The organism is Mesorhizobium xinjiangense (assembly GCF_009749525.1).
Classification (GTDB): domain Bacteria; phylum Pseudomonadota; class Alphaproteobacteria; order Rhizobiales; family Rhizobiaceae; genus Mangrovimarina; species Mangrovimarina xinjiangensis.
On record NZ_WOAC01000013.1, the window covers coordinates 66330 to 89365 of the forward strand.

The 23036-nt window shown below is 63.2% G+C and carries 18 protein-coding genes and 1 pseudogene; 12 read left to right on the forward strand and 7 right to left on the reverse strand.

Annotation, left to right across the window (positions count from 1 at the left end):
- Positions 1 to 146: 146 nt before the first annotated feature.
- The 12 genes from GM909_RS14640 (at position 147) to GM909_RS14695 (ending at position 13760) form a co-directional block, all read left to right on the forward strand.
- Positions 147 to 671: a thiamine pyrophosphate-binding protein gene (locus tag GM909_RS14640; RefSeq protein ID WP_157017135.1), complete on the forward strand. Its 525-nt coding sequence runs from the start codon at positions 147 to 149 to the stop codon at positions 669 to 671.
- Positions 672 to 684: 13 nt separating this feature from the next.
- Positions 685 to 1290, forward strand: coding sequence for a thiamine pyrophosphate-dependent enzyme (locus GM909_RS14645; RefSeq protein ID WP_157017136.1), 606 nt, complete (start codon positions 685 to 687; stop codon positions 1288 to 1290).
- Positions 1291 to 1309: 19 nt separating this feature from the next.
- Positions 1310 to 2722: an aldehyde dehydrogenase family protein gene (locus GM909_RS14650; RefSeq protein WP_157017137.1), complete on the forward strand. Its 1413-nt coding sequence runs from the start codon at positions 1310 to 1312 to the stop codon at positions 2720 to 2722.
- A gap of 36 nt (positions 2723 to 2758) precedes the next feature.
- Positions 2759 to 4867: a hydantoinase/oxoprolinase family protein gene (locus GM909_RS14655; protein WP_157017138.1), complete on the forward strand. Its 2109-nt coding sequence runs from the start codon at positions 2759 to 2761 to the stop codon at positions 4865 to 4867.
- A gap of 1 nt (position 4868) precedes the next feature.
- Positions 4869 to 6455: a hydantoinase B/oxoprolinase family protein gene (locus GM909_RS14660; protein WP_157017139.1), complete on the forward strand. Its 1587-nt coding sequence runs from the start codon at positions 4869 to 4871 to the stop codon at positions 6453 to 6455.
- Positions 6456 to 6471: 16 nt separating this feature from the next.
- On the forward strand, positions 6472 to 6831 hold the full coding sequence (locus GM909_RS14665; RefSeq protein ID WP_157017140.1) for a RidA family protein: 360 nt from the start codon (positions 6472 to 6474) through the stop codon (positions 6829 to 6831).
- Between the two features lie 117 nt (positions 6832 to 6948).
- Complete coding sequence (locus tag GM909_RS14670) at positions 6949 to 7983, forward strand: ABC transporter substrate-binding protein (RefSeq protein ID WP_157017141.1); 1035 nt, start codon at positions 6949 to 6951, stop codon at positions 7981 to 7983.
- A gap of 151 nt (positions 7984 to 8134) precedes the next feature.
- Positions 8135 to 8932, forward strand: coding sequence for an ABC transporter ATP-binding protein (locus GM909_RS14675; RefSeq protein WP_157017142.1), 798 nt, complete (start codon positions 8135 to 8137; stop codon positions 8930 to 8932).
- A gap of 1 nt (position 8933) precedes the next feature.
- Positions 8934 to 9701 (forward strand): ABC transporter permease, encoded by a 768-nt coding sequence (locus GM909_RS14680; RefSeq protein WP_157017143.1) that lies wholly within the window; start codon positions 8934 to 8936, stop codon positions 9699 to 9701.
- Between the two features lie 96 nt (positions 9702 to 9797).
- Complete coding sequence (locus GM909_RS14685; RefSeq protein WP_157017144.1) at positions 9798 to 10541, forward strand: sulfite exporter TauE/SafE family protein; 744 nt, start codon at positions 9798 to 9800, stop codon at positions 10539 to 10541.
- Positions 10542 to 11034: 493 nt separating this feature from the next.
- Positions 11035 to 12372 (forward strand): IS5 family transposase, encoded by a 1338-nt coding sequence (locus GM909_RS14690; protein ID WP_198174260.1) that lies wholly within the window; start codon positions 11035 to 11037, stop codon positions 12370 to 12372.
- Entirely contained in the window at positions 12303 to 13760 is a 1458-nt protein-coding gene (locus GM909_RS14695; protein WP_235911905.1) for an ISKra4 family transposase, read from the forward strand. The genes GM909_RS14690 and GM909_RS14695 overlap by 70 nt, the downstream gene beginning before the upstream one ends.
- Before the next feature lie 83 nt (positions 13761 to 13843).
- Here GM909_RS14695 and GM909_RS26285 read toward each other — a convergent pair whose 3' ends face one another.
- The 7 genes and pseudogenes from GM909_RS26285 to GM909_RS14725 all read right to left on the reverse strand — a co-directional run bounded on the left by GM909_RS26285 (position 13844) and on the right by GM909_RS14725 (position 22993).
- Entirely contained in the window at positions 13844 to 13972 is a 129-nt protein-coding gene (locus GM909_RS26285; RefSeq protein WP_268890775.1) for a hypothetical protein, read from the reverse strand.
- Between the two features lie 990 nt (positions 13973 to 14962).
- Positions 14963 to 15385 carry a DUF982 domain-containing protein gene (locus GM909_RS14700; RefSeq protein ID WP_328600463.1) on the reverse strand — a complete coding sequence of 141 codons (423 nt, stop codon included), beginning with the start codon at positions 15383 to 15385 and terminating at the stop codon, positions 14963 to 14965.
- A gap of 130 nt (positions 15386 to 15515) precedes the next feature.
- Positions 15516 to 15827, reverse strand: a pseudogene (locus tag GM909_RS14705) (IS66 family transposase); the annotation flags it as partial.
- A 323-nt stretch (positions 15828 to 16150) separates the two neighbouring features.
- On the reverse strand, positions 16151 to 17284 hold the full coding sequence (locus tag GM909_RS14710; protein ID WP_157017146.1) for a M20 family metallopeptidase: 1134 nt from the start codon (positions 17282 to 17284) through the stop codon (positions 16151 to 16153).
- 93 nt (positions 17285 to 17377) lie between these two features.
- Positions 17378 to 18088: an AroM family protein gene (locus GM909_RS14715; protein WP_157017147.1), complete on the reverse strand. Its 711-nt coding sequence runs from the start codon at positions 18086 to 18088 to the stop codon at positions 17378 to 17380.
- Complete coding sequence (locus GM909_RS14720) at positions 18088 to 21918, reverse strand: hydantoinase B/oxoprolinase family protein (RefSeq protein WP_157017148.1); 3831 nt, start codon at positions 21916 to 21918, stop codon at positions 18088 to 18090. Before GM909_RS14720 ends, GM909_RS14715 begins: the two co-directional genes overlap by 1 nt.
- A gap of 130 nt (positions 21919 to 22048) precedes the next feature.
- Positions 22049 to 22993, reverse strand: coding sequence for an AroM family protein (locus tag GM909_RS14725; RefSeq protein WP_198174261.1), 945 nt, complete (start codon positions 22991 to 22993; stop codon positions 22049 to 22051).
- Positions 22994 to 23036: the final 43 nt, after the last annotated feature.

Below are 23036 nucleotides of genomic sequence, written 5' to 3' on the forward strand. Positions count from 1 at the left end.
AGTGAATAATTTTTGGAAAATAATCATTTGCGCATCAAATTGGTCGTGATTAGCGTTTTGGCTACCGAAGCGGAAGGCCGGCAGTCTTCGCGGCAATATCCGCACGCCGATGTGACTCAGAAAATTAGCAAATCGGGACGGATCACGTGGGATCAGAAGTCGTAAAAGAGGATTGGGCGGAGATTTTCGTCCGCGTCCTGAAAAGCAACGAGATCGATCTTGTTGCCTATGTACCTGACAATGTCCTTCGGCCTCTGATCGACGCCATCGAGGCTGATCCCTATTTCACCGTGGTTCTGCCGGCCCGCGAGGAAGAGGCCATCGCCATCGTCGCCGGCGCCTATATGGGCGGCCGCAAGGGCATAACGCTGATGCAGACGAGCGGGTTCGCCACCGTTCCCAACGCGCTGGCATCGCTGGCCTGCCCGTTTCAGCTTCCGGTGGTGATGGTCGTTTCGGAACGCGGCACGATCGGCGAGTTCCAGCAGGGACAGGCCATGGTCTGCAGGACGATGCGCCCCGTGCTGCAAAGCCTCGGCATCGAGCATTTCGCGATCCAGGACCGCTCGCAGGTCGAGTTCGTGGCCGATGGCATGATCCGTCAGGCATTCGCCACGCGCGCTCCGGCCGCAATCATTCTTTCGCCCTTGTTGACCAAGCGGCCGCACTGAGAGGCGAGCAGAGATGTCTGTCATGGAAACCAATTCGGGCCGCCAGACCGCCAAGATTCTCAATCGCAGCGTGATGACCAAGCGGTTGGTCGCCAGGCTGAAGAATGAGGAAGCCGTCATCGGCGGCATCGGCAACAGCAATTTCGACCTTTGGGCCAGCGGCCAGCGGCCACAGAATTTCTACATGCTCGGCAGCATGGGACTTGCCAGCTCGATCGCGCTCGGCGTTGCGCTGGCGCAGCCGCAGCGCAAGGTCTTCGCGCTCGACGGCGACGGTTCGATCCTTATGCAGCTTGGCGCGCTCGGAACGGTCGCGGCGGTGTCGCCGTCCACCCTGTGCATCGTCATATGGGATAACGGCATCTACCAGATCACCGGCTCGCAGAAGACCATGACGTCCGGTTCGGCCGATATCGTCGCCATCGCCAAGGGCGCGGGCCTCAGTCAGTCCGACTGGGCGCAGGACGAAGAGCACTTCGACGCGCTCGTCGAACAGGCGCTTGCCGGGGACGGGCCGCGCCTGATCGCGGTGCGCATCGACGGCGCCAAGCCTGCGGGCACGACGGACCGCGACCCGGCACGCATTCGTATCAATTTCATGAACGGTCTCGGCGTCTAGCTGCCAGGAAGGGTTCGCGATGTCCAGGCTTCTCATCGGCGGCAAATGGGTGGACGGCGAAAGCGTCGCCCAATTGCGCGACCGCTTCCGCGACAAGGTGTTCGGAGAGATGCACGTCGCATCGACCGAGCAGGTGACGCAGGCCGTGTCGGGCGCCCTCGAAGGCGTCGCCGAATCCAGCCTCGGGCCGTATGACCGCTATCGGATTCTGATGAGCGCCTCGCGCCTGATCCAGGATCGCCGCGAGGAGCTTGTCGCCACGATGCGTGACGAGGCCGGCTTCACCCGCGCCGATGGCGAGAACGAGGTCAACCGCTGCGTCCAGACGCTGGAGCTTTCCGCCGAGGAGGCGAAGCGACTCAACGGCGAGTTGGTGCCGATGCTGGCCGCCGCCGGCGCGCGCGACCGCATCGGGTTCACCATCCGTGCGCCGCGTGGCGTCATCTGCGCGATCACGCCTTTCAACTCGCCGCTGAATACGCTGGCGCACAAGGTCGGGCCGGCTCTGGCGGTCGGAAATTCCGTGATCGTCAAGCCTTCCAGCTATACGCCGCTTTCAGCGGTGGCGCTGTGCGAGGTGTTGCTCGAAGCCGGGCTTCCGCCAAAGCTGCTCTCGCTCGTCCACGGGCCGGGAGGACGGATCGGCCGCACGCTGCTCGCCGACGAGCGCATCGCCTACTACGCCTTCACGGGCAGCACGCAGGTGGGGCGTGAAATCCAGCAGGCGGCCGGGCTGCGCGGCACGCAACTCGAACTCGGCAGCATCGCCAGCACCATCGTCTGCGACGATGCCGATTTCGACCTCGCGATCCCCAAAATTCTCAATGCGGGTTTCCGCAAGGCCGGTCAGGTATGCACGTCGGTGCAGCGGCTTCTGGTCGATCGCAAGGTGCACGACCGCTTCGTCGCCAGGCTGGTTTCGGCGGTCGAGGCTGTGAAGGCCGGCAATCCCGCGGAAGACGGGATCACCGTGGGGCCGATGATAAGCCTTGCACATGCCGAGCGCGCCGAACGCTGGGTGGCGGAAGCCGTCGAAGGCGGCGCGAAGGTTCTGGCCGGCGGCCGGCGCGACGGGGCGGTCATGCAGCCCACGGTTCTGTCCGGCGTGGACGAGCGCATGAAGGTCGTGTGCGAGGAAATCTTCGCGCCGGTTCTCAGCGTCATTCCCTTCGACACGGTCGAGGAAGCGGTCGAACGAGCCAATGCCAGCCCCTACGGCCTGGCGGCTGGCCTGTTCACCTCCAACCTTCATCGCGCGCTGAGGCTGGCCCAGTCGCTGCGGTTCGGCGGCGTGCATGTCAACGAGGCCTCCAGCGCGCGGATCGACGCCATGCCTTTCGGGGGCGTCAAGGACAGTGGCTTCGGCCGCGAGGGACCGGCCTACGCCGTTCGGGAAATGTCGGAAGAGCGTCTGATTACGATTTCCTACTGAATTCTGCAAGACCACGAAGAACAGGTCAACGACGAAATGAATGAGACAAACCACGATCACGAGCGGCTGCGGGTGGCAGTCGATATCGGTGGCACTTTCACCGACGGCGTTGCCACGATGGAACCCGCGGGGCACATCTGGGTCGCGAAGTCGCCGACGACCCCGGCAGATCCGGGACAGGCCGTCTCGACGGTTCTGGAGGACCTGCTGCGTCAGGTCGACGAAACCCTCGGCGCCTGCTCGGAAAAACTTCAGGAAGTCGTTCACGGCACCACGCTCATCACCAACACACTGATCGAGCGCAAGGGCGTCAAGACGGCCCTGGTGACGACTAAGGGCATGAAGGACATGCTCGATATCGGCCGCGAATGGCGCTACGACATCTACGACCTCAACATCGAACTTCCACAGCCGCTGATCGACGGCGACAGCCGCGTCGAGGTGGATGCGCGTCTCGATGCGCGCGGTGAGGAACTCGACCCGCTGAGCGATGAGGCGCTCGACGGGGTGGTGCGCGAACTTTCCGCCATCGACGCGGACTCGATTGCCGTGTCGCTGCTACATTCCTACAACAACACCGAACATGAACGGCGCGTCGCGGAGAAGCTGCAAGCGGCAATGCCGGACAAGGCAGTGTCCCTGTCTTCCGATCTTGCCCGCGAAATCAAGGAATTCGAGCGCACGTCGACGGTGGCCGCCAACGCCTACGTCAAGCCGATCGTCGCACGCTACCTGCATGAACTCGACGGGCGCATCGGCAGCGTCAAGGAAGGCACGCCGCTTCGCGTCATGGTTTCCAGCGGTGGCTTCTGCTCTGCCAAGACGGGCGCCGAGTCGCCGATCCTGCTGCTGGAATCCGGCCCCGCCGCCGGTGTGCTGTCGGCGCTGAACACGGCGCAGCAGGTCGGCGTCGACCAGGTTCTCGCCTTCGACATGGGCGGCACGACAGCCAAGGCGTGCGTGGCCGTCGACGGCGAAGCGCCGGTGACCCACAGCTTCGAATGTGCCCGAGTCGAGCGCTTCAAGCGCGGTTCGGGTCTGCCGATCCTCATTCCCAGCATCGAACTGATCGAGATCGGGGCGGGCGGCGGATCCATCGCCCTCTGCAACCGGATGGGCCTGCTCAATGTCGGCCCGGAATCGTCCGGCTCGGTGCCCGGCCCTGCGTGCTACGGACGCGGCGGCACCGACATGACTGTGACGGATGCAGACCTGCTGCTCGGCTTTCTGAGCAGCAAGAACTTCCTCGGCGGGGACATGCATCTCGACGTCGATGCCGCGCAGGCGGCGGCGGAGCGGCTTGCCGGACAGCTCGGCGTCACCGCCATCGACGCGACCTGGGGCATCTGCAACATCGTCAACGAGAACATGGCGAGCGCGGCGCGCATCCACATCGCCGAAAACGGACACGACCCACGCGATTTCACCATGATCGCCACCGGCGGCGCCGGCCCTGTCCATGCCGTCGACGTGGCACGCAAGCTGCGCATTCCGCGGGTCATAATCCCCATCGCCGCAGGCGCCGGCTCCTGCCTCGGGATGCTTGCCGCGCCGCCGCGCATCGACCGGTCATGGTCGAGCCCGAAGCGGCTGACCGACGTCGACTGGCTCGAGGTCGCCGGGAACCTCGAGGTGATGCGCAAAGATGCGCTGACCGAACTTCAGGCCGCCGGGGCGACCGAAATCGAATGGTCGGTCGGCGCGGAGATGCGCTACGAGGGACAGGGCGCCGAGATTTCAGTCGGGATGCCGCTGGAGGCGCTTTCAAGCAAGCCGGGCGTCACGATCGAGGATGCGTTCGAGGCGCAGTACAAGAAGCTTTACGGCCGCCTCGTGCCCGATGCCGCGGTGCAGGTCATCACCTGGCGTCTCGTCGGTCGCGCGCCAAACACGGGCCAGAAGTTCGAGTGGGGCGACAATCGGATCAGGACCACCCCGGCAGGCAGCCGCAGCATCTATCTGCCACTGCGAAAGGCATATGCCGAGGTTCCCGTCCATGACCGATATTCGGTTCCCGCCGGCACGACGCTGCAGGGGCCGCTGATCCTGGAAGAGAGGGAATCCACGATCGTCGTCGCGGTGGAAGCCGATGTCACCATTCTCGCCGATCTGACCGTCTCCGTCACAATCAAGGAGTTCGACTGACATGAACAGTGTCGAGCGCGTCAACAACATCAAGGCGGAGGATGTCTCCGCCGCGCAGTCGGGATTCGACCCGATCGAGCTGGAAATCTACTGGAAGCGGCTGATCAGCATCGTCGACGAAGCGGCCGCGGCGTTCGTGCGCACCTGCTTTTCGACGCTGGTGCGCGACGGCAACGACTTCGCCATCGTGCTCACCGACACGAAGGGGCGCTCGCTGGCGCAGTCGACGATGAGCCTGCCGGGCTTCATCGGCTGCCTTCCGGCGACGGTTCGCCACTTCATCGATCTCTATCCGATCGAGACGATCAAGCAGGGCGACGTCTTCATCACCAACGATCCATGGAAAGCGTCAGGACACGTGCATGACGTCACGACGGTGATGCCGCTTTTCCACCGGGACGAGCTTGTCGGGTTCGCCGCCGTCGTCTCGCATCTGCCGGATATCGGCGGCAAGCTGCGCAGCAACAGCAGCCGCGAGATCTACGAGGAAGGCCTCCAGATCCCGATGATGAAGCTGCTGGACGAAGGCAAGCCGAACAACATCCTCATCCGGATGATCACCCAGAACATACGCGTGCCGGAGCAGGGCATGGGCGACATCTGGGCCCAGGTGGCGGGCTGCCGCACGATGGGCGAACGCCTTCAGGGGCTTCTCGAGGTGGTGAGCCTCGACGAGCTGGGCGCGGAGGTTCGCCGCCGCTCCGAAAAGGCGATGCGCGACGCCATCCGCGCAATCCCCGACGGCGTCTATCACTCCCAGGTCCAGCACGACGGGTTCGAAGAGCCCGTTATCATCAAGTGCGCGCTGACGGTGAAGGGTGACGAGATCGAGATCGACTATACCGGCACCAGCGACCAACTGCCCTATGCGCTGAACGTTGTGCCGATCTACACCTTCGCCTACACCGTATACGGCATCAAAGCGGTGCTCTGCCCCGACATTCCCAACAATGAAGGCAGCTTCATTCCCATCAAGACCTCCGCGCCGGAAGGCTCGTTGCTGAACCCATCGTACCCCGCAGCGTCGGGCGGCCGCAGCGCCATCGGCCATCTGCTGCCATATGCGGTGTTCCAGGCCTGGGAGGCCGTGATGCCCGACAGGATCTGGGCCGCGGGATCGCCCAACTCCTCGCTGACCATGTCGGGCGAGTACCGGTCGAAGCGTTTCGCCGTCGTCAACTTCCTCAATGCTGGGCAGGGCGCGAACGCCAAGCGCAAAGGCTTCTCCGCCACGAGCTTCCCGGCGAATCTCGGCAACACGCCGGTGGAGATGATGGAGACGCTCGCCCCGATACGGGTCCTGCGCCGGGAACTGCGGTGCGGCAGCGGCGGCACGGGTACGCATGAGGGAGGCTCCGGGCTCAGTTTCGAGTTCCAGATCATGGACGACGCCCCCGACGTCATGACCTCCTTCCTTATGACGCAGTGTAAGTCACCGACGAAAGGGCTCGCCGGCGGCGGCGCCGGAAAACCGGGACAACTGCTTCTCAACGGCGAGAGAATCGACCCCACCATGCCGCGCGTGCTGAAGGCCGGCGACCGCGTGTTGATGGAAACCGCTGGCGGCGGTGGCTACGGAACCGCATAAAGGAAGAGGAAGAAGAATGGCAGCCAATGAAGACATCACCCGCGTCGACCAGAACCATCGCCGCAGCCGTGCGGTGGTTCACAACGGTCTGGTCTACACCGCCGGTCAGGTCCCCGACGACATGTCGCTGGACATAACGGGACAGGCGCGCCAGGTGCTCGACAAGATCGACGCCCTCCTGAGCGAAGCGGGCACGGACAAATCCCGCACACTGACCGCTCAGGTGTGGCTCAGCACCCGAGACGATCTCGCCGTCTTCAACGCGCTCTGGGATAGCTGGGTCGTCCCGGGGCATATGCCCACCCGCATCTGCGGGCGAGTCGACATGAACAATCCGGACTGTCGCGTGGAAATTCAGGTTGTCGCCGCTGTGTAACCCACGCGACCGTTCCGGTCCCTTCTATCCTGTCGCGGCAGGGAGGGGTCGGAAAAACGCAATAAAAACAAGAAAATGCGACACTAGGGGTTCCTTATAAACAACGGGAGTATTCAAATGATCAGTCGCAGAAAGCTTCTCACCAGAACTGCTCAGATGTCCGCGCTCATGGCGCTCGGCTTGCCGGGTGTCGCGGGTGCACAGAACCGAAACGTACCATTCTCGCTCGACTTCCGCGTCTATGGCGGCAACAGTCCGTTTTTCCTCGGAAATGCCGCCGGCATCTATCCCGAGTTGGGCTTTACGGCAGCCGTCGAGGGCGCTTCCGGATCGGCGGAATCGATCCGTCGCGTCGCCACCGGCACACACCAGTTCGGCTATGCCGATATCCAGACGCTGATCGAATTCGCGGTGACGAACCCGGAGGCGTCGCCGCGCCTGATCATGTCGATCCTCGATCACTCGCCGGCCAGCATCATGACCATCGGCGGCGAAACCGTCACAAGTCTCGATGATCTTCGCGGCAAGAAGATCGGCGTCGCAGCCAATTCGGCTGCCACGAAGATCATGCCGATCGTACTGAAGCTCAACGACATCCCGGCTGACGAAATCGAGTTCACGGCGGTGGACGTTCGCATCCGCGATACGATGCTGTTGCGTGGCGAAGTCGATGGCGTCGTCGGATACGACTACACGTCGGTTTTCAACTTCATCGAAAACGGCGTCAGCCGCGACGACATCAACATCCTCTACTTCGATCAGTTCGGCTTCGATTTCCCCGGCAATGCCTTGATCGCGAGCCAGAAGGTGATCGAGGAAGATCCCGAGCTCTGCCGTGCCGTCGCGCTCGGCACCGCGCGCGCGTGGAAGGCCACCTACCAGAATCCGAAAGCGGCCATCGACGCCACGGTCGCGCGGGAAGCCCTTCTCAAGGCCGATGTCGAGGAACAGCGTATCCAGTTCATCCTCGACACGCATGTCGACACTGCATCCGTGAGGGAACACGGGATCGGCTATCTCGAACCGGAGCGCATGGAGACGGGGCTGGCCCTCATCGCCGAGGGCTTTGGCTGGGAGCAGGCGCCGACGCTCGATGACTTCTACGACGACCGTTTCCTCCCAGATGCCGAAGAACTGAAGATTCTCGGCTGAACTGCAGTCCGCCAAGCCCGGCACCGTCCCGCCATGCGGGGCGGTGTCGACGGCAATCGCGGACGGGGCGAACATCCAGCCACACAATGCCCGTCGGCCGGCGAATGCGATGCGCGGCCGCCGTCCGATACGGGCACATGGAGCCGAACACATGGATAATTTTGTAACACTAGATGGCGTCGACCTGCAGTACGGCGGCAGTGGCGGGGTCGTTGCGCTGAAGGGCACCGACTTGCAGATCAAGCGCGGCGAGTTCGCGGCCGTGGTCGGTCCGTCCGGTTGCGGCAAGTCATCGCTGATGAAGCTGGTCACGGGGCTGACACCTCCCACGGGAGGGCGGATCAGCGTCGCCGGGCAGGAAGTTTCCGGGCCGCTCAAATGCGTCGGGATGGCCTTCCAGAACCCGACCTTGCTGCCCTGGCGCAAGCTGCTTTCCAACGTGATGCTGCCGCTGGAAATCGTCCAGCCTCATCGCAAGCGCCTGTCGCGGCATCGTGGCGAATATGTCGAGAAGGCCCGCGGGCTTTTGAAGATGGTAGATCTCGAGGGCTTCGAGGAACGTCATCCGTGGGAGCTTTCAGGTGGTATGCAGCAACGCGCCAATCTGTGCCGCGCGCTGATCCACGAGCCCGATCTGCTGATGCTCGACGAGCCGTTCGGCGCTCTCGACGCGTTCACCCGCGAGGAGCTTTGGGGCGTGTTGCAGGATATCTGGATGGAAAAGCGCTTCACCACCGTTCTGGTGACGCACGACCTGCGCGAGGCGACCTACCTTGCTGACGTCATCTTCGTGATGAGCGCGCGGCCGGGACGGGTCATCGCCACCCACAGGGTCGATCTGCCAAGGCCGAGAACGCTGGAAACGACGTTTGACCCCGCCTTTATCGAGACGGTCCACGCGATCCGCAACCAGATCGCGCAGATCCGCGAAGAGAGCAAGGCTGCCTGACATGGATTCCAAGAACCGTACGCTTCATGCGGCCATGCCCTGGCTGGTGATCGTGTCGCTGCTGGTGGTGTGGCAGCTTTCGGTCGTCATCTTCGAGGTCCCGTCCTTCGTGATGCCGTCGCCGACCGCCATCTTCGCCGCCTTCCAGGAATACCGGTCGATCATCCTGTATCATGCCGGCCTGACCATGATGAACACCATGATCGGCTTCGCGCTGGGGGTGGCGGTCGGCCTGTTGCTCGGGATCATCATCGGGACCATACCGCTCGCCTATTCAGGGCTCTACCCGGTGCTGATCGGGTTCAACTCGGTGCCGAAAGTGGCGCTCGTGCCGATCATCGTGCTGTGGCTCGGCATCGGCCAGCCGACCGCGATCGCCACGGCGTTCGTGCTCTGCTTCTTTCCCATCGCCGTGAACGTCGCCACCGGTCTCGCCACGGTCGAACCGGAAGTGGAGGACGTGTTGCGGTCGCTGGGCGCAAGCAAGCTCGATCTCGTCACCAAGATCGGCCTTCCGCGGGCGATGCCATACTTCTTCGCGTCGCTGAAGATATCCATCACCCTTGCCTTCGTCGGCACGGTGATCGCCGAAACCATCGCGTCGAACGACGGTATCGGCTACCTGATGATGCAGGCTTCATCGCAGTTTCGAGTCCCGCTGATGTTCGCAGGCGTGGCGGTCATCGCCTCGCTCGGCATCTTCACCTATGCGATCTTCGCATTCCTGGAAAAGCGGCTCACCGGCTGGGCGATGCGCGGCAAACGCTGAGCCTGACGTGTTCCTGCGCCGGAACGACCTGAACCATCGCCGCCCAGAGGCGGCGATGGCGAGCGGTTCGCTTGCCGGGAGGCATTTGGGGTAGAAATGGAAGCTGACTCGCTCGTCCTGACCTTCATCGCCATTGCGATCGGGTCGCTTCTCAAGGGGATAACCGGGCTGGGGCTGCCGGTGGTCGCCCTGCCGGTGCTCAGCTATTTCGTCGGCCTGCCGCACGCGATAGGCGTACTGATCATGCCCATCCTGATCACCAATCTGCACCAGTCCATCCAGACCGGCGCGGCACTGCGCGATGTGACCTTTCTCTGGCCCGCGATCCTTACCGGCGCGCTCGGCCTGGGCGCGGGCACATGGTTTCTGACCGTCACGTCGCCCGACAAGCTCAATGTCGGGCTGGGCCTGATGCTGATCTTCTACATCTGCCTGCGCGTGTTCAACCCGCAATTCTCCCTCAGCCCGCGCACCGCCGCGAGGATGTCGCCATCAGTCGGATTTCTGGGTGGTTTCGCCCAGGGCGCGACCGGCCTGTGCGCCGCCGTCATCGTGCCTTTCGTGCAGTCGATCAGGCTTGAGCGGGTGGCGATCATCTTCACGATCTCGACGATCTTCCTGATATTCGCCGTCATCCAGTTTCTGGCGCTGCTGAGCGCGGGACTGCTCAGGACGAGCTATATTCTGGAGGGCGTGCTGGCGCTTGTGCCGGTGGCGATCTTCATGCCTCTCGGCACATGGGTCGGTCGAAGGATTTCGCGCGAGGCATTCGACCGGGTGTTTCTCGTCATTCTGGCAGCGATCGCTGTCGGCCTGATCACAAATCCGCATCCCGGATAGGTCCGGGTGGAGCCGCTGCGTGCTTCCCGTACCCTCAGCCGCAAGCGACGAGGTCTGCCAGGTGCCCGCCCAGCGTGCCCGCTGGGTCGGCGAGGTCGAGGACGACGTTCATGTGGTTGAGACCCGCCACCGGCATAGGCTCCGCGTGCTGTCGATGCGGCGAAGATGAACCGGACGGAGTTCGTTCATGTCCGGAAGTCTCGCTCGACGCGAGAGCGTCGTCCAACGCATTTGCTGAATCGATCAAGGCTGATCGATTCATGCCGTTGATGCCGGAAGCTCTTCGAGCACCGTCCCTGGCTAGTCGTCCGTGATGAACTCGGAAGCGTTTGATATGTCGATGGTTTGTCGGCGAGGTAAGTATTCCGGTTAGCAAGGTCTGATGGCCCTGAGCGGGAAAAGCTTGCGAACATCTCTGGTGATTTGACGACCCTCTTTTCATTTTTGGCGGTTCATGATTCCGTCTTCAGGCTGATTGATCCTGGAGATGACGATGCGCCCGACACAGCCTGCCGAAGATGCCGGTGACGATTTCGACCTGTTCCGCCATCGGCTCTCCAACATGATCGACCTGCATCATCCGCTGGCCCGCCTTGCCGGCCTGATCGACTGGGCGCGCTTCGACGAAGCGTTCGGCGATCTCTACACCGAGGACACAGGCCGTCCCGGCCTTCCGACGCGGCTGATGGCGGGGTTGAATCTAGTCAAACACATCAAGGGGCTTTCGGACGAGGAGGTCTGCGCGCAATGGCTGGAGAGCCCGTATGTCCAGTTCTTCTGCGGCGCGGTGCATTTCCAGACCCGCCTGCCGCTCGACCGCTCATCGATGACACGCTGGCGTCAGCGCATCGGTGCACGCCACCTGGAGGTCCTTCTGGCCGAGACGATCGCCACGGCCGAGCGCGGCAAGGCGCTCAAGCGCACGGCGATGGAACGGGTGACGGTGGACACGACGGTCGAGACCAAGGCGATCGCCCATCCGGCCGACAGCCGCCTTTTGGTGCGGCGGATCGAATGGCTGAACCGCCTTGCCAGGAAACACGCCCTCAAGCTGCGCCAGTCCTATCTGCGGGTCGCCGCCCGTGCTGCCCGCGAGGTTGGGCGGCTGATCCATACGCGCGGCCACAAGCAGGCCATGCGCTGGGTCAGGAAGCTCCGGACATGGCTCGGTCGGCTGGAGCGCGACATTGCCCGTAGGATCGCCGGCAACGCCGCGCTGGAACAGGCCTTCGCCGTGGCGCTTGCCCGCGTGCGCAGACTGCTCGGCCAGAAGCCTGCCGACAAGCACAAGCTCTATGCCCTCCATGCGCCCGAGGTCGAGTGCATTGGCAAGGGCAAGGCCCGAACCCGCTACGAGTTCGGCGTCAAGACGTCGATTGCCGTCACCAATGCTGCAAGCGCCGGCGGACAGTTCATCCTCGGGGCCATGACGCTGCCGGGAAACCCGTATGACGGCCATAGCCTCGAAGGTCAGATCGAACAGACCGAGCGGCTCACCGGCGTGACCGTGCGGCGCGTCTATGTCGACCGCGGCTATCGCGGCCACGGCGGCGATCCGCAACGCGCCGAAGTCCATGTCGCCCATACCAGGGGCATCGTCTCGCCGACGATCCGGCGTGAACTGCGACGACGCAATGCCATCGAGCCCATCATCGGTCATCTCAAGAGCGACGGCCTGGAGACCGGTAATTTCTCTGGGATCGGACACCGGTTGTTAGGCCGGTGCAGTCCATCAACATTGTTTTGTTCGGAGAGGAAGCGATGGCGGTGGAATGGACGATCACGATCGAGGGGAAGAACGAGTTCGGCGACATTTGCCGACGGGAAATGAGGATCACCAAGAGCTGGGAGAGCCTGTTCGATGGCGACCTTGGCCTGTCGATCAATGACGGCAAGAAGATCATGGTCGTGCTGCAGAGCGCGGTCGTTGCTCATGAGGCGGAGACCTACTCCCTCTTCCGTCGTGTCTGCCCGGACTGCCACACGTTCCGGCCGGTCAAGGACTACACGACGCGCCAGATCCGAACCGTCTTCGGTACGGTGAAGGTGCGTAATCCTCGCTGGATGCTGTGCCGGGAATGCCATCTGGGCATTGACGCTGCCTTCGCACCGTTGAACGAGATCTGTCCCGACCGAGCGACGCCCGAACTGATGGAGTTGACGGCGCGGCTGGGAAGCACGATGCCCTATCGGCAGGCGGCCAAGGTACTGGCCGAGTTCCTTCCCATCGAACCTACCGAGACGCACGCGACCGTCCGCAAGCGCACCATCAGGATCGGCGAACGGCTCGACGACCAGATCATGCGGGAAACTTGGAAGGCGAGGGATCAAGCGGATGACCGGCACCAGCTCGAGATGCAGCTTCCCGGGGATCGGCGCAAGGAATTCGTCATCAGCATCGACACGGCTCATGTTCGCAGCGCCGAGCGTAACTCGGCGCGAAACTTCGAGCTTGTCGTAGCCAGATGTGGCCGCGGTGGCCGGGGTGAACCAGGTGGTCGCTATTTCGTCACCGGTAGCACCGCTCAACATGCAATTCGCGATCGCGCCCTCCACGCGCTTGAAGGAGTCGGATATCGCGGCTTTGGCGATGTGACGGTGATTTCGGACGGGGCCGAAATCCTGAAGCGGCTGCCCCGCGCCATGCCGAAGCCGACAACCCACATCATCGACTGGTTCCACATCGCCATGAAGATCCAGCCGATGCAGCAGATCGCCGACCACATCGTACGATCCCGAACCCGTCCCTTTGCAATTCTTCCAACCATCGGCAGGGACATCAGAGCCGAGAAGTGGCGCTTGTGGCACGGCCGCGTGGATCGCGCGATCCGGGACCTGGAGCGGCTCCTGGCGAAGCTGCAGGGATCACGGCAGGTAAGCGAGTTCTCGATCGCACGGCTGCACAGCCTCGGCGTGCAACTCCTGACCTATATCCGCTCGAACCGTGGTGCGATAGTCGACTATGGAAAGCGCCACCGAGCCGGGCTCCGCGTTGCCACGACCCTCGCCGAGTCGGCAGTGAATTCCCTCGTCGGCAAGCGGATGGTGAAGAAGCAGCAGATGCGGTGGTCGCTCCACGGCGCGAATATGCTCATGCAGGTTCGAACTGCGGAGGCGAATGGTGAACTTCGCGATCGATTGCGGGCACCTTTCCGACAGCCTGAAGCGAACGTGCTACCGCTATTCAAACCAAAACCGCCCCTCCTGCATGCCGCCTAACCCCAGAGAAGTTACCGGTCTCTTATATGCCCGCGTAACGCATTGATATCGTTGCAAGCCGATTCTTGAGGTTTAATGGAATGTCACACACGGGTTTCGTGGTCGGACAGAACGCCTTTGGAGGCAAGACAGCCGATCAGTGACGCCAGTACGGATACGGAGACAAGGTCACTGGCGGCAATGGCGTCGAGCCTTTCGTCTCGTTGGTTCATGGCCCTTTTCCGTTTCTCGCCCGGCCTCGCGCCTGGCGGGTTATTTTTTGGCGATCGATACAGATTGAGAATGCGGGGCAGTCTGCCATCGCCTGTGCAATTGGCCGGCCAGACCGCCCCAGCGACGCCCGCCAGGCATGCTTTGGGCGGGGGCGTTGGGCATCCCCGTCAAAACGCCGCTGTCCCCGAAGAGACGCGCTTCCTATAGAGTGAAGCTTCCACGGTGGCTACAAGCAGCAATGCAGTCAAATCGATATGATCGACTGAACACAGCGTACCATTTCGGCATTTACGCAAGATTGTTGCAGGAATATCACGCCACGACGTGCTCCAGTCGGACCAAACGGTCATTCGGCAGCGGCCGCCGCTGCGCCTTCGCTTCTTCCCACGGTGCGGTGATCCAATCTCCTTCGTTCGCTTGGTGTCGTCGCCTGGCGGACGATCGGCCTGAAGGTGTTGGGATAGATGTCGCCTGCGACAGGTCCGCGGCGCGGTGGGAGAGGTCGTTGCGCCGCCCAGACGCACACAACTTGAGAGACTGCCTCCAGTGATCGCGCCATGGTTCCCACTATGGTGATGCATTAGGATCAAGCCATGCGAAGATTCGACACCAATCTCGACCGCCGCATTCGGCGGCTCCACGACGCCGGACTGGCGGTCGACGCCATCGCCACACGGCTTGGCCTATCGAAGCGAGCAGCGGAGCATCGGCTCCACCGAACGCGCGACACTTCGGCCAAGCGACCGGAGAGGCCAAGGTCCGGGGTGCAGGCATAGGTCGAGCCGAGCGCCTCGTCATGGTGGCGGCCCGACTGACACAATGACTTGACCAGAACCAGCGGCCCGCCATCGATTGTACAGTCGCAAACATCTTGGCTACCCTCCGCCGAGGCAGAACAGAAGCATTCGCGGGCTGGTCTATGACGGGACCTTGATGGCTGACACAGTGACGCGACGACCTGACCGTCGGACGGGGACGCGACTTGGTATTCAGGAGGCTACCCCGCCGCGCTCTGCGCCCGACACTGTCATCCACGGCAAGGGTTCGGATACCTCTTCCAGTATGCCTTCCGAATTGGCAAAGTCGGCAAAGGCATCTCGGGCGGCCGACCGCGGATAGTTGGCTTCGAATGCTCGCTTGCATGCACCAAGGGCGGTTTCGTATGTCTCACCGCGTCGCTTCTTCGGCCAATCGTAGAGATATTCCAGTGCGTCTTCGAGACACGCGACTTCCTGAATGATGTGAGACCCATCCTTCACGAACACGGGGCGGTCGAACATCATCAAACTCATCTGGTCCTCCAGGTCGAACGAGCTCTTGCGTGACGGAATTGGCCTCGCGCGCCATCGGCAGAGGCTCAGCGGCGATATGTGATTATCGCCCGCCCGTTTCAAGGACGAAGGGCCGTTCATTGTCGCCTTTACCAATGACTGTCGGCAACGATGACCTCGCGTCGATTATGGGTAAGTGCTCATTTCTCTGCACGTTGACGCCGGCGATTTCGACGGATCGCCTTCGAATTGAGAACGGCATCTGGTCTGATCAGGCAGTGGCGGTTTTGGCAAAGTTGAAGGGCAGAAGATCGTCGATATCAGCGTCTTCAGTGCGCTGAGGCAATTCGGTGAGGACATGGCGCAGCCACGCTAACAGCTCGACGCCGCAAGCCCGGCAGGTCAACATCAGGCTGTAGACGACGGCGCTGGCCTTGGTCCCCTCGACGGTATCGCTGAACAACCAGGATTTCCTGCCGGTGGCAAAGATTCTGATATCGCGTTCGAGAAGGTTGTTGTCTATCGGCATCCTGCCGTCCTCGGTGTAGCGCGTCAGATATTCCCATTGGTTCAGGGTATAGGATCGGCGGGTCAGACAGCGCAATCGGAACGATGCGGCCGCGGACAACAAGTACAAACAAGCGGTGCGCTCTCACAACGTCACAACGCTGCGGTTGAACGCGACCGTCAGCGCAGAATCTCAGCACTGAGGGCACTCATATCAGTAGCCCGCGCTATACCGAGGTGCGGACTTCAGCGTTTGATTTGAACGAGCGGTTTGAGCGGGTCAAACGCGCCGGCCCGAGCAACGCCGATTTGCTGTCGCTGTCTGAACGGGAGGCTGAGCGCAGCGCTACTGTCGCAGTGGCTCTGGCCGCTGACAAACCGAATTAACAGGTCCTGAACCTAGCTCAATGTCTCCAGAAGCCTCAGGTGCAGCGTCGCGATCCGGGCGAGAGATGAAATCCTGATCTGCTCGAAATGGGTATGCGGTCCCTTGCCCTCGGCGCCCATCCCATCGAGCGTAGGGGCGATGGCCGCGGTGAAATTGCCGTCGCTGCCACCGCCGCTGGCATATTCGCCAAGCGGCATGCTGAGTTCCCTGGCGATCTGCCTAGCCTTTGCCAAGAGCGGTTCGACCTCGGGACGCCTTACGAAGCAGGGACGGGTTTCGCCGCCGGTGACGTCGATGCCGATATCGGGAAAATGCGGGCTGGTTTCCTGGATCTGCTTCAACGCCTCTGCGCCGCTGGCAGGATCCGAGAACCGGACGTCTATGTTGAGCGCCGCCTCGGCGGGAACGACGTTCGCCCGGGTGCCGCCCCGCGCGACTCCGACATTCACCGTCAGTCCGCGGTCGTAGTCCGTCATCTCCTCCAGCCTCATGATCTGCCAGGCCATCTCGCGAACCGCGCTGCGGCCGTCCTGATGTCGGCCGCCGGAATGGGCCGGCTGGCCGGTGATGCGCATCTTGAGTCGGGCGACGCCCTTGCGGGAAATGACGATCCGCCTGTCATTCATCGGTTCGGGCACCAGGACGTATTTCGCGCGCCGCGCCTCGCGTTCGATGTGCGCACGGCCGGTGGGGCTGCCATATTCCTCGTCTGAGACGAAGAGATAGCGCAGAGGCAGAGGCCTTGATCGTCCGGAAATCACGGCGGCACGCATGGCCGCAAAGGCCAGGTATGCACCGCCCTTCATATCGTAGATGCCGGGTCCGAAAGCGATATCCCCGTCCACCCGGCAGGGCAGGTCCCGCTCGATCGTTCCGATTTCGTGCACAGTGTCGATGTGGGAAAGCAGCAGAATGCCGGGCGTTTCCTCCTGGGCGCCGGGCGAGGCGACCAGCAACAGGTCGCCCATACCGCCGGTGCCGGTGATGCGCCTGATTTCGGCGCCCCAGGCCGTGGCGTCGGCTTCGATGAAATCGATCATCCGGTTGACCGCGGCGGCGTTCGTCGTGGGGCTTTCGATCCGGACCCAGTCGAGGATGGCCGGCAGAAGATCCTGATTGTCGAATGGAAGTCCGGTTGTCGTCATGCTGTTAATCCGCCCGGCCGATCCTGCCGCACCGGTCCCTCGTTGTTTTATTTCCATTTTGCGTCCCGCCCTTTGCGAGCCTTCGCCGCCCCATCACACAAGTTCGGAAATCAGCTTGACGAGAAGATCGGTCGAGACGACGACCGGCAGGCCCGTGGCTCGCCGGGCCACGTTGCGATGATGCGTGTTGAAGCCGATGCAGTCCGCAACGAGCAGCGCCGCGCCTTCGCCGGCGAGTTCGCGGGCGGCGAAGGCGAGTTCAGCATCGGTGGCGTCATAAGGAGAAATGACACGTGCGAGGGGCGGCGGCGCGGTGGTGCCGTCCGTCAGGCTGGCCCATTTCTTCGGCACCGATGCAAGTTGCGCCTCTACCGCGACCATCAGCCCGATCCGGCGTCCTCCCGCCATCGCCTTGATGGTGGGGATCAAGAGATCCTGCGGCTGGATCACCCGTGCACGGCAATTCTCGAGACCTGGGAAATGGCCTGTGCACAGCAGCAGCACCGTCCGGCATCCGGCCTGTACATGCTGGGCCACCAGCGCGGGGACCCGCGCCACCGCATGACGCTTGGCGATCACCACGGAAGTGCCGTCGACGAGACGCGAGATCAATGCCGGCTCTCCCGGAGCGGGTGCGAAATCGCGTTCGATCTCGGCCCGGCTGAATCCGTCGAGCACACCGATCTCTATCAGTTCGGCGCCCTCCGGGGTCGCCGCTTCGAACAGCGGTGCGAGATCGGGGCGGGGAGCCTGGCCGACCGTGATGGCACCCAGATTTCCAGAGGACAGGGTATCGCCTTCCATTACTTCACGCCTTCCAGTTGCCGGGCTTCAGCGAGGCTGGGATAATCGGATCGCGCGGCAGCCTTCGTGACGTAGCCGAGGCGGATGTCTTCGGCGACCGCTTCGGGATCGCGCAGCCCGGCATGGCCGTAGCCTGAACCGCCGTTGAGCGAGATCTCGACCAGCCTGTCGATGGTCGTGACGCGCACCAGTTCGCCGTCGCCGACATCATGGACTTCATTGCCTGCTGCATCGAGGATGCGGCCTGCCGCACCGCTGCCTGGTGCGCCGCCGAAAAGGCCTTCGACGGCCATACCCGGCGCTTCGGGGAAAAGGCCCACCTGCATCGGCAGACCGTCGTCGTAGAGCTTGCGCATGCGCAATCGCTGCCCCAGCCCACCGCGATAGGCGCCGGCGCCGCCGCTGTCGGGAAGATAGGCCTTCTCGGTCACCAACACGGGTACGCGGGCTTCAAACACCTCAACAGCCGTGTTGGAGGCCGAGGTCGGCCACAGCAGGGCCGACTTTCCATCGCGCCCGTTAGACCCGCCCTGGCCACCGCCCAGGAACATGTGGCCGGCGTCGATGCCGGACGGGGTCTCGCAATAGACCCGGCTGACGATCGGCAGGCCGGTATGGGCCTGCACCTGTCCGGGCGCAGCCTGCGAAAGAGCGCGGAAGATGACGGGCGCGAGATACCAACCCGTCCGGGTTCGCATCGATACGGAAGCCGGGTAGTCCGGGTTCAGCGAAGACCTGGCCGGGGCGTTTACGCGAAACGCGCGGTAGCAGCCCGCATTGCCGCGCACCTCCGGCGTCAAAATGCATTTCAGTGGATAGGTTGCATGCGCTACGGTATAGTTGAGGGTCGAGTTCAGGCCACCGCGCGGCAGTTGCGGCGGCGCGCCTTCGAAGTCGATCCCGACTTCATCACCTGCCACCGTCACCTTCACCGGGTAGCGCAGGGTGTCCCCAAGCTGACGGCACTCGATCTCGGAACGGTACTCACCATCGGGCAACCGGCGCACGGCGTCGCGCATCGCCTTTTCCGACAGACCCTGCAGGAGCCGGGCCATGCCGCGAAGATCGCTGAGGCCATATTCGGACATGAACGACGTCAGCCGATCGGCACCCAGCGTATTGGCGGCGATGAAGCCGTGAATATCGCCGACCACCTGCTCGGGCTCGCGCACGTTCGTAGCGATCATCTCGACCAGCGTCTCGTTGATCCTGCCGCCATCCATGAATTTCATCGGCGGGATCTGCAGCCCTTCCTCGTAGATCTCGGTCGCCCGGATGGTATTCTTGGTGCCGCCGATGTCGGAGACATGGCCGACGGTGCCGATCAGGGCCACGATCCGCCCATCGACAAAGACCGGCGTAACGACCGCGATGTCGAATAGATGACCTGCGCAGAGCCAGGGATCGTTCGTGATCAGCACGTCGCCCGGCTTCAGCGTCTCGGCGGGGAACTTGGCCAGCAGCGCCCGCACCGCGCGCGGCAGGGTCAGGTTGAAGACCGGCATGGCACGCGGCGAGTGCACCATCGACTTCCCCTCGATGTCGAGGATGCCGCAGGCGAAATCCTGGCTTTCGGACACGGTGAGCGAGAAGGCGGTACGGATCACCGTCAGCCACATCTCCTCCGTCACCGTCACGAGACGCGACCACATGATCTCGAGCGAGACGGGATCGGATTCCAGTCGCTCGATTGCCTCGTCGACCGACATAGCCGCTGATATCATCTCCGCGCCCTCGACCTCCGTCGCAACCGCGATGCGCAGGTTGAGCGACGCATCGACCTCCACCCGGTCGCCCAGCGGCACGAGCGTCGTTGATTCGCGCTCTTCGATCACAGCCGGACCGTCGATCACGGTTCCGGGCATCAGCGCGTAGCGGTCATAGACCGCCATCTGGACCTCACCGGCGTCGAACCAGGCGCGCCGATAGCCCTTCAGCGCCGGCGTGTCGGCGCCGCCGCTGGCACCGGCGAGCGAGATGCCAGGCTTGGGACCTGAGCAGAGCACGCGGAAGCTGATCGCTTCCATCCGCTCCTCCGGCCGCACCGAGGCATAGCGTGCCTCGTAGGCCGCCGTGAATGCCGCGCGAATCCGGGTGAAGGCATCGCCGCCGCCAAGATCGGCCGGCAACGGCACGGTGATCTCGTGCATCTGGCCGACCAGCCGCATCTCGGCGAACCGCTGGGTCGCGATATCGCCTGGCACCACTCCTGCCTTCGTCAGCAGCGCTTTGGCCTCGGCAGTGGTCTCACCGAAAAGGTGCTCGATCGCAGCGGCGTCGAAACTCTTGGTGAGTTCGACGGGCATGGAACGACTGATCTCGAAGGACAGTGGCGCGGTCAGGAAGCCGAGCGCGGAGGCGGCCCCGGAGGCTGGAGGCACGATCACCTCGCGCACGCCGAGGACCCGGGCCACGTCCGCCGCATGCGCCGGGCCTGCTCCACCGAACCCAACCATGGACCAGTCGCGCGGATCCTTGCCCTTCTCGACCATATGCACGCGGGTGGCGGCCGCCATGCTCTCGACGACCACGCGGTGTACGCCGCGCGCCGCCTCCATACGACTCAGCCCCAGGGGTTCCGCCAGCCGATCCATCGCGGCTTCCGCCGCCGCAAGATCGAGATTCATGCGCCCGCCCAGGAAGAAGTCGGGGTCGTAATAACCCAGGATCATGTCGGCATCGGTGACGGTCGGCTGCGTGCCGCCCAGCCCGTAGCATACGGGACCGGGATCGGACCCCGCCGATTGCGGGCCAACTTTCAGCAGGCCGACCGAGTTGATGCCGGCAATGGAACCGCCGCCCGCCCCGATCTCGATCATGTCGATCACCGGGGCGCGCATCGGCAGGCCGGAACCCTTGCGAAATCGCGAGACGCGCCCAGCTTCGAGTTCGACGGCGATGTCGACACGGCCGTCCTCGATGATGCAGGCCTTGGCAGTCGTGCCACCCATGTCGAAGGCGATCAGCTTTTCCTTGCCGGCGGTCTCGCCGAACAGCGCGGCGGCAAGGCCACCGCCCGCAGGACCGGATTCGAGCAGCCGGATGGGGAAGGCGCGCGCAACCGAAGGCGACACCAGACCGCCCGCCGAATGCATGAGGCGCAGCTCTCCGTCGAAGCCGAGCGCGGCGAGCGCCGATTCCAGTCGGGTCAGATAGCGATCCATCAAAGGCTGGACATAAGCGTTCGCGCAGGTGGTCACGGTGCGGGGATATTCGCCCATCTCGGGGACGACCTGCGCGGACAGCGAGACCGCGAGTTCGGGAAATTCTGCTGCGGCGATCTCGCCTGCGCGCCGTTCATGCGATGAGTTGCGATAGGCGTTGATGAAGCTGATGGCGACGGCTTCGCAGCCGTTGCGGACCAGCGTTTCCAAGGCGCGGCGCAGCCCGTCTTCGTCCAGCGGCGCGACTTCGTTGCCGTCGCGATCGATCCGTTCATCGACCTCCAGCCGCAAATCGCGCGGCGCCAGAGGATCGGGAAACTCGAGGAACATGTCGTAGATGTCGTAGCGCTGCTCCCGCCCCATTTCGAGGATGTCGCGAAAGCCCCTGGTGGTGACCAGGCCCAGCTTCGCGCCTTTGCGCTCAATCACCGCATTGGTCACCAGAGTGGTGCCGTGGATGATCTCGCTCACTTTGGCCACCGCGATGCCGGCGCCGCCGCACACTTCCGTCAGCCCCTGAAGCGCGGCGACGGACGGGTCGTGTGGTGTGGTCAGCAGCTTGTGCAGCCGGATGCGATTGGTGGCACCGTCGTGCAGGATGAAGTCCGTGAATGTGCCGCCGATGTCGAACCCTATTCGGTAGGTGGGCTGCGTCGATGCGGTCATCCGGCGGTCTCCTGTCCTCGTGCGGGACTGATCCCGCGCCTTCCCGTGGAGCTTAGCGAGGAGAACAGCGAGGAACCATAAGTGAGACCCCGAATGCCCGAGGCGCGCCGTCGATCGAACCGCCCAAGAATTAGGCAGAATTCTCATCCTCGCCATGCCCCATGACCGTCGCGATCAGCGCCGTCGTCGAGCGCGTGCCGATCTTCGTCATGATATGCGCACGGTGCACCTCGACCGTCTTCGGACTGATCGAAAGAGCTTTGGCGATCTGCCTGCTGGACTGGCCGGCGCAGACGAGATCGAGGATTTGGGTCTGGCGGGTGGTCAGGCTGGCTAGCCGTTCGCGCACCTGCCGCGACAGCGTCGCACCGCTGCCCGACCGACCCGTCAGCAGCAACATCCGGATTGCGCCCCCTAGAACGCGGCGTCCCAATAGGACGGGCTTCTGCGTTACCTTGGTGAGGATTCGATAGTCCTCCTCGCCGTAACTCATTGACGGCAGTAGGACGACATCAGCTTCACTAAGTTCGAGCAAAGCCGCCAAAAGCTCGTGTCGATCCCCTTCCTTGGCCGTGACATGCAGCGCGTTCCAGGCGGAAAAGCCCGCATATGGGCTCGAAAGCAGCGAAACATGCGGGTGGATGACACCGATCTTCTGCCCGGACGGCATCAGTGACAGCAGCGCGGATTCCATCGCGTAATGCGCGTTGAGGACCGGCCCTTTGACGACGATCTGGTCAGTGAAACCGGTCGCTAGAATGACCACCAGATCGTATTCATTGGGCCGGAACCTGGCGAGGATGGCATTTAGACGCGAGGCGACACCCGCACGCGACAATCGGATGCGAAAGCTGCGGGGGAGGTATGTCACGAGGACCGGCTCGCCCTCGGTCGCAGTCAGGTCTTCGATCACGCGGTGGGACAAGTCGTCGAGGATGCCCATCTGGTGGACCTCCATCGGCAGATCGATCAGCGCGGCAATCTCGGGAACCATGTCCTCGCGTGGCGCCTTCCCGATGGTCAAGAACATCACCCTCGGCGGTACTGGCGATTGTTTGGCGGGTAGGTCCGACACGACGCCTCCGAGAAACCCTAGGTCCATCACCTAACCGTCATAA

Excerpts from the sequence above, each read along its gene's own strand:
- GM909_RS14665 (WP_157017140.1), top strand. The coding sequence starts at position 6,472 with ATGGCAGCCAATGAAGACATCACCCGCGTCGACCAGAACCATCGCCGC.
- GM909_RS14685 (WP_157017144.1), top strand. The coding sequence starts at position 9,798 with ATGGAAGCTGACTCGCTCGTCCTGACCTTCATCGCCATTGCGATCGGG.
- GM909_RS14700 (WP_328600463.1), bottom strand. The coding sequence starts at position 15,385 with ATGAACGGCCCTTCGTCCTTGAAACGGGCGGGCGATAATCACATATCG.
- GM909_RS14720 (WP_157017148.1), bottom strand. The coding sequence starts at position 21,918 with ATGACCGCATCGACGCAGCCCACCTACCGAATAGGGTTCGACATCGGC.
- GM909_RS14690 (WP_198174260.1), top strand. The coding sequence starts at position 11,035 with ATGCGCCCGACACAGCCTGCCGAAGATGCCGGTGACGATTTCGACCTG.
- GM909_RS26285 (WP_268890775.1), bottom strand. The coding sequence starts at position 13,972 with ATGAACCAACGAGACGAAAGGCTCGACGCCATTGCCGCCAGTGACCTT.
- GM909_RS14660 (WP_157017139.1), top strand. The coding sequence starts at position 4,869 with ATGAACAGTGTCGAGCGCGTCAACAACATCAAGGCGGAGGATGTCTCC.
- GM909_RS14650 (WP_157017137.1), top strand. The coding sequence starts at position 1,310 with ATGTCCAGGCTTCTCATCGGCGGCAAATGGGTGGACGGCGAAAGCGTC.
- GM909_RS14710 (WP_157017146.1), bottom strand. The coding sequence starts at position 17,284 with ATGACGACAACCGGACTTCCATTCGACAATCAGGATCTTCTGCCGGCC.
- GM909_RS14670 (WP_157017141.1), top strand. The coding sequence starts at position 6,949 with ATGATCAGTCGCAGAAAGCTTCTCACCAGAACTGCTCAGATGTCCGCG.
- GM909_RS14675 (WP_157017142.1), top strand. The coding sequence starts at position 8,135 with ATGGATAATTTTGTAACACTAGATGGCGTCGACCTGCAGTACGGCGGC.
- GM909_RS14680 (WP_157017143.1), top strand. The coding sequence starts at position 8,934 with ATGGATTCCAAGAACCGTACGCTTCATGCGGCCATGCCCTGGCTGGTG.
- GM909_RS14715 (WP_157017147.1), bottom strand. The coding sequence starts at position 18,088 with ATGGAAGGCGATACCCTGTCCTCTGGAAATCTGGGTGCCATCACGGTC.
- GM909_RS14655 (WP_157017138.1), top strand. The coding sequence starts at position 2,759 with ATGAATGAGACAAACCACGATCACGAGCGGCTGCGGGTGGCAGTCGAT.
- GM909_RS14645 (WP_157017136.1), top strand. The coding sequence starts at position 685 with ATGTCTGTCATGGAAACCAATTCGGGCCGCCAGACCGCCAAGATTCTC.
- GM909_RS14695 (WP_235911905.1), top strand. The coding sequence starts at position 12,303 with ATGGCGGTGGAATGGACGATCACGATCGAGGGGAAGAACGAGTTCGGC.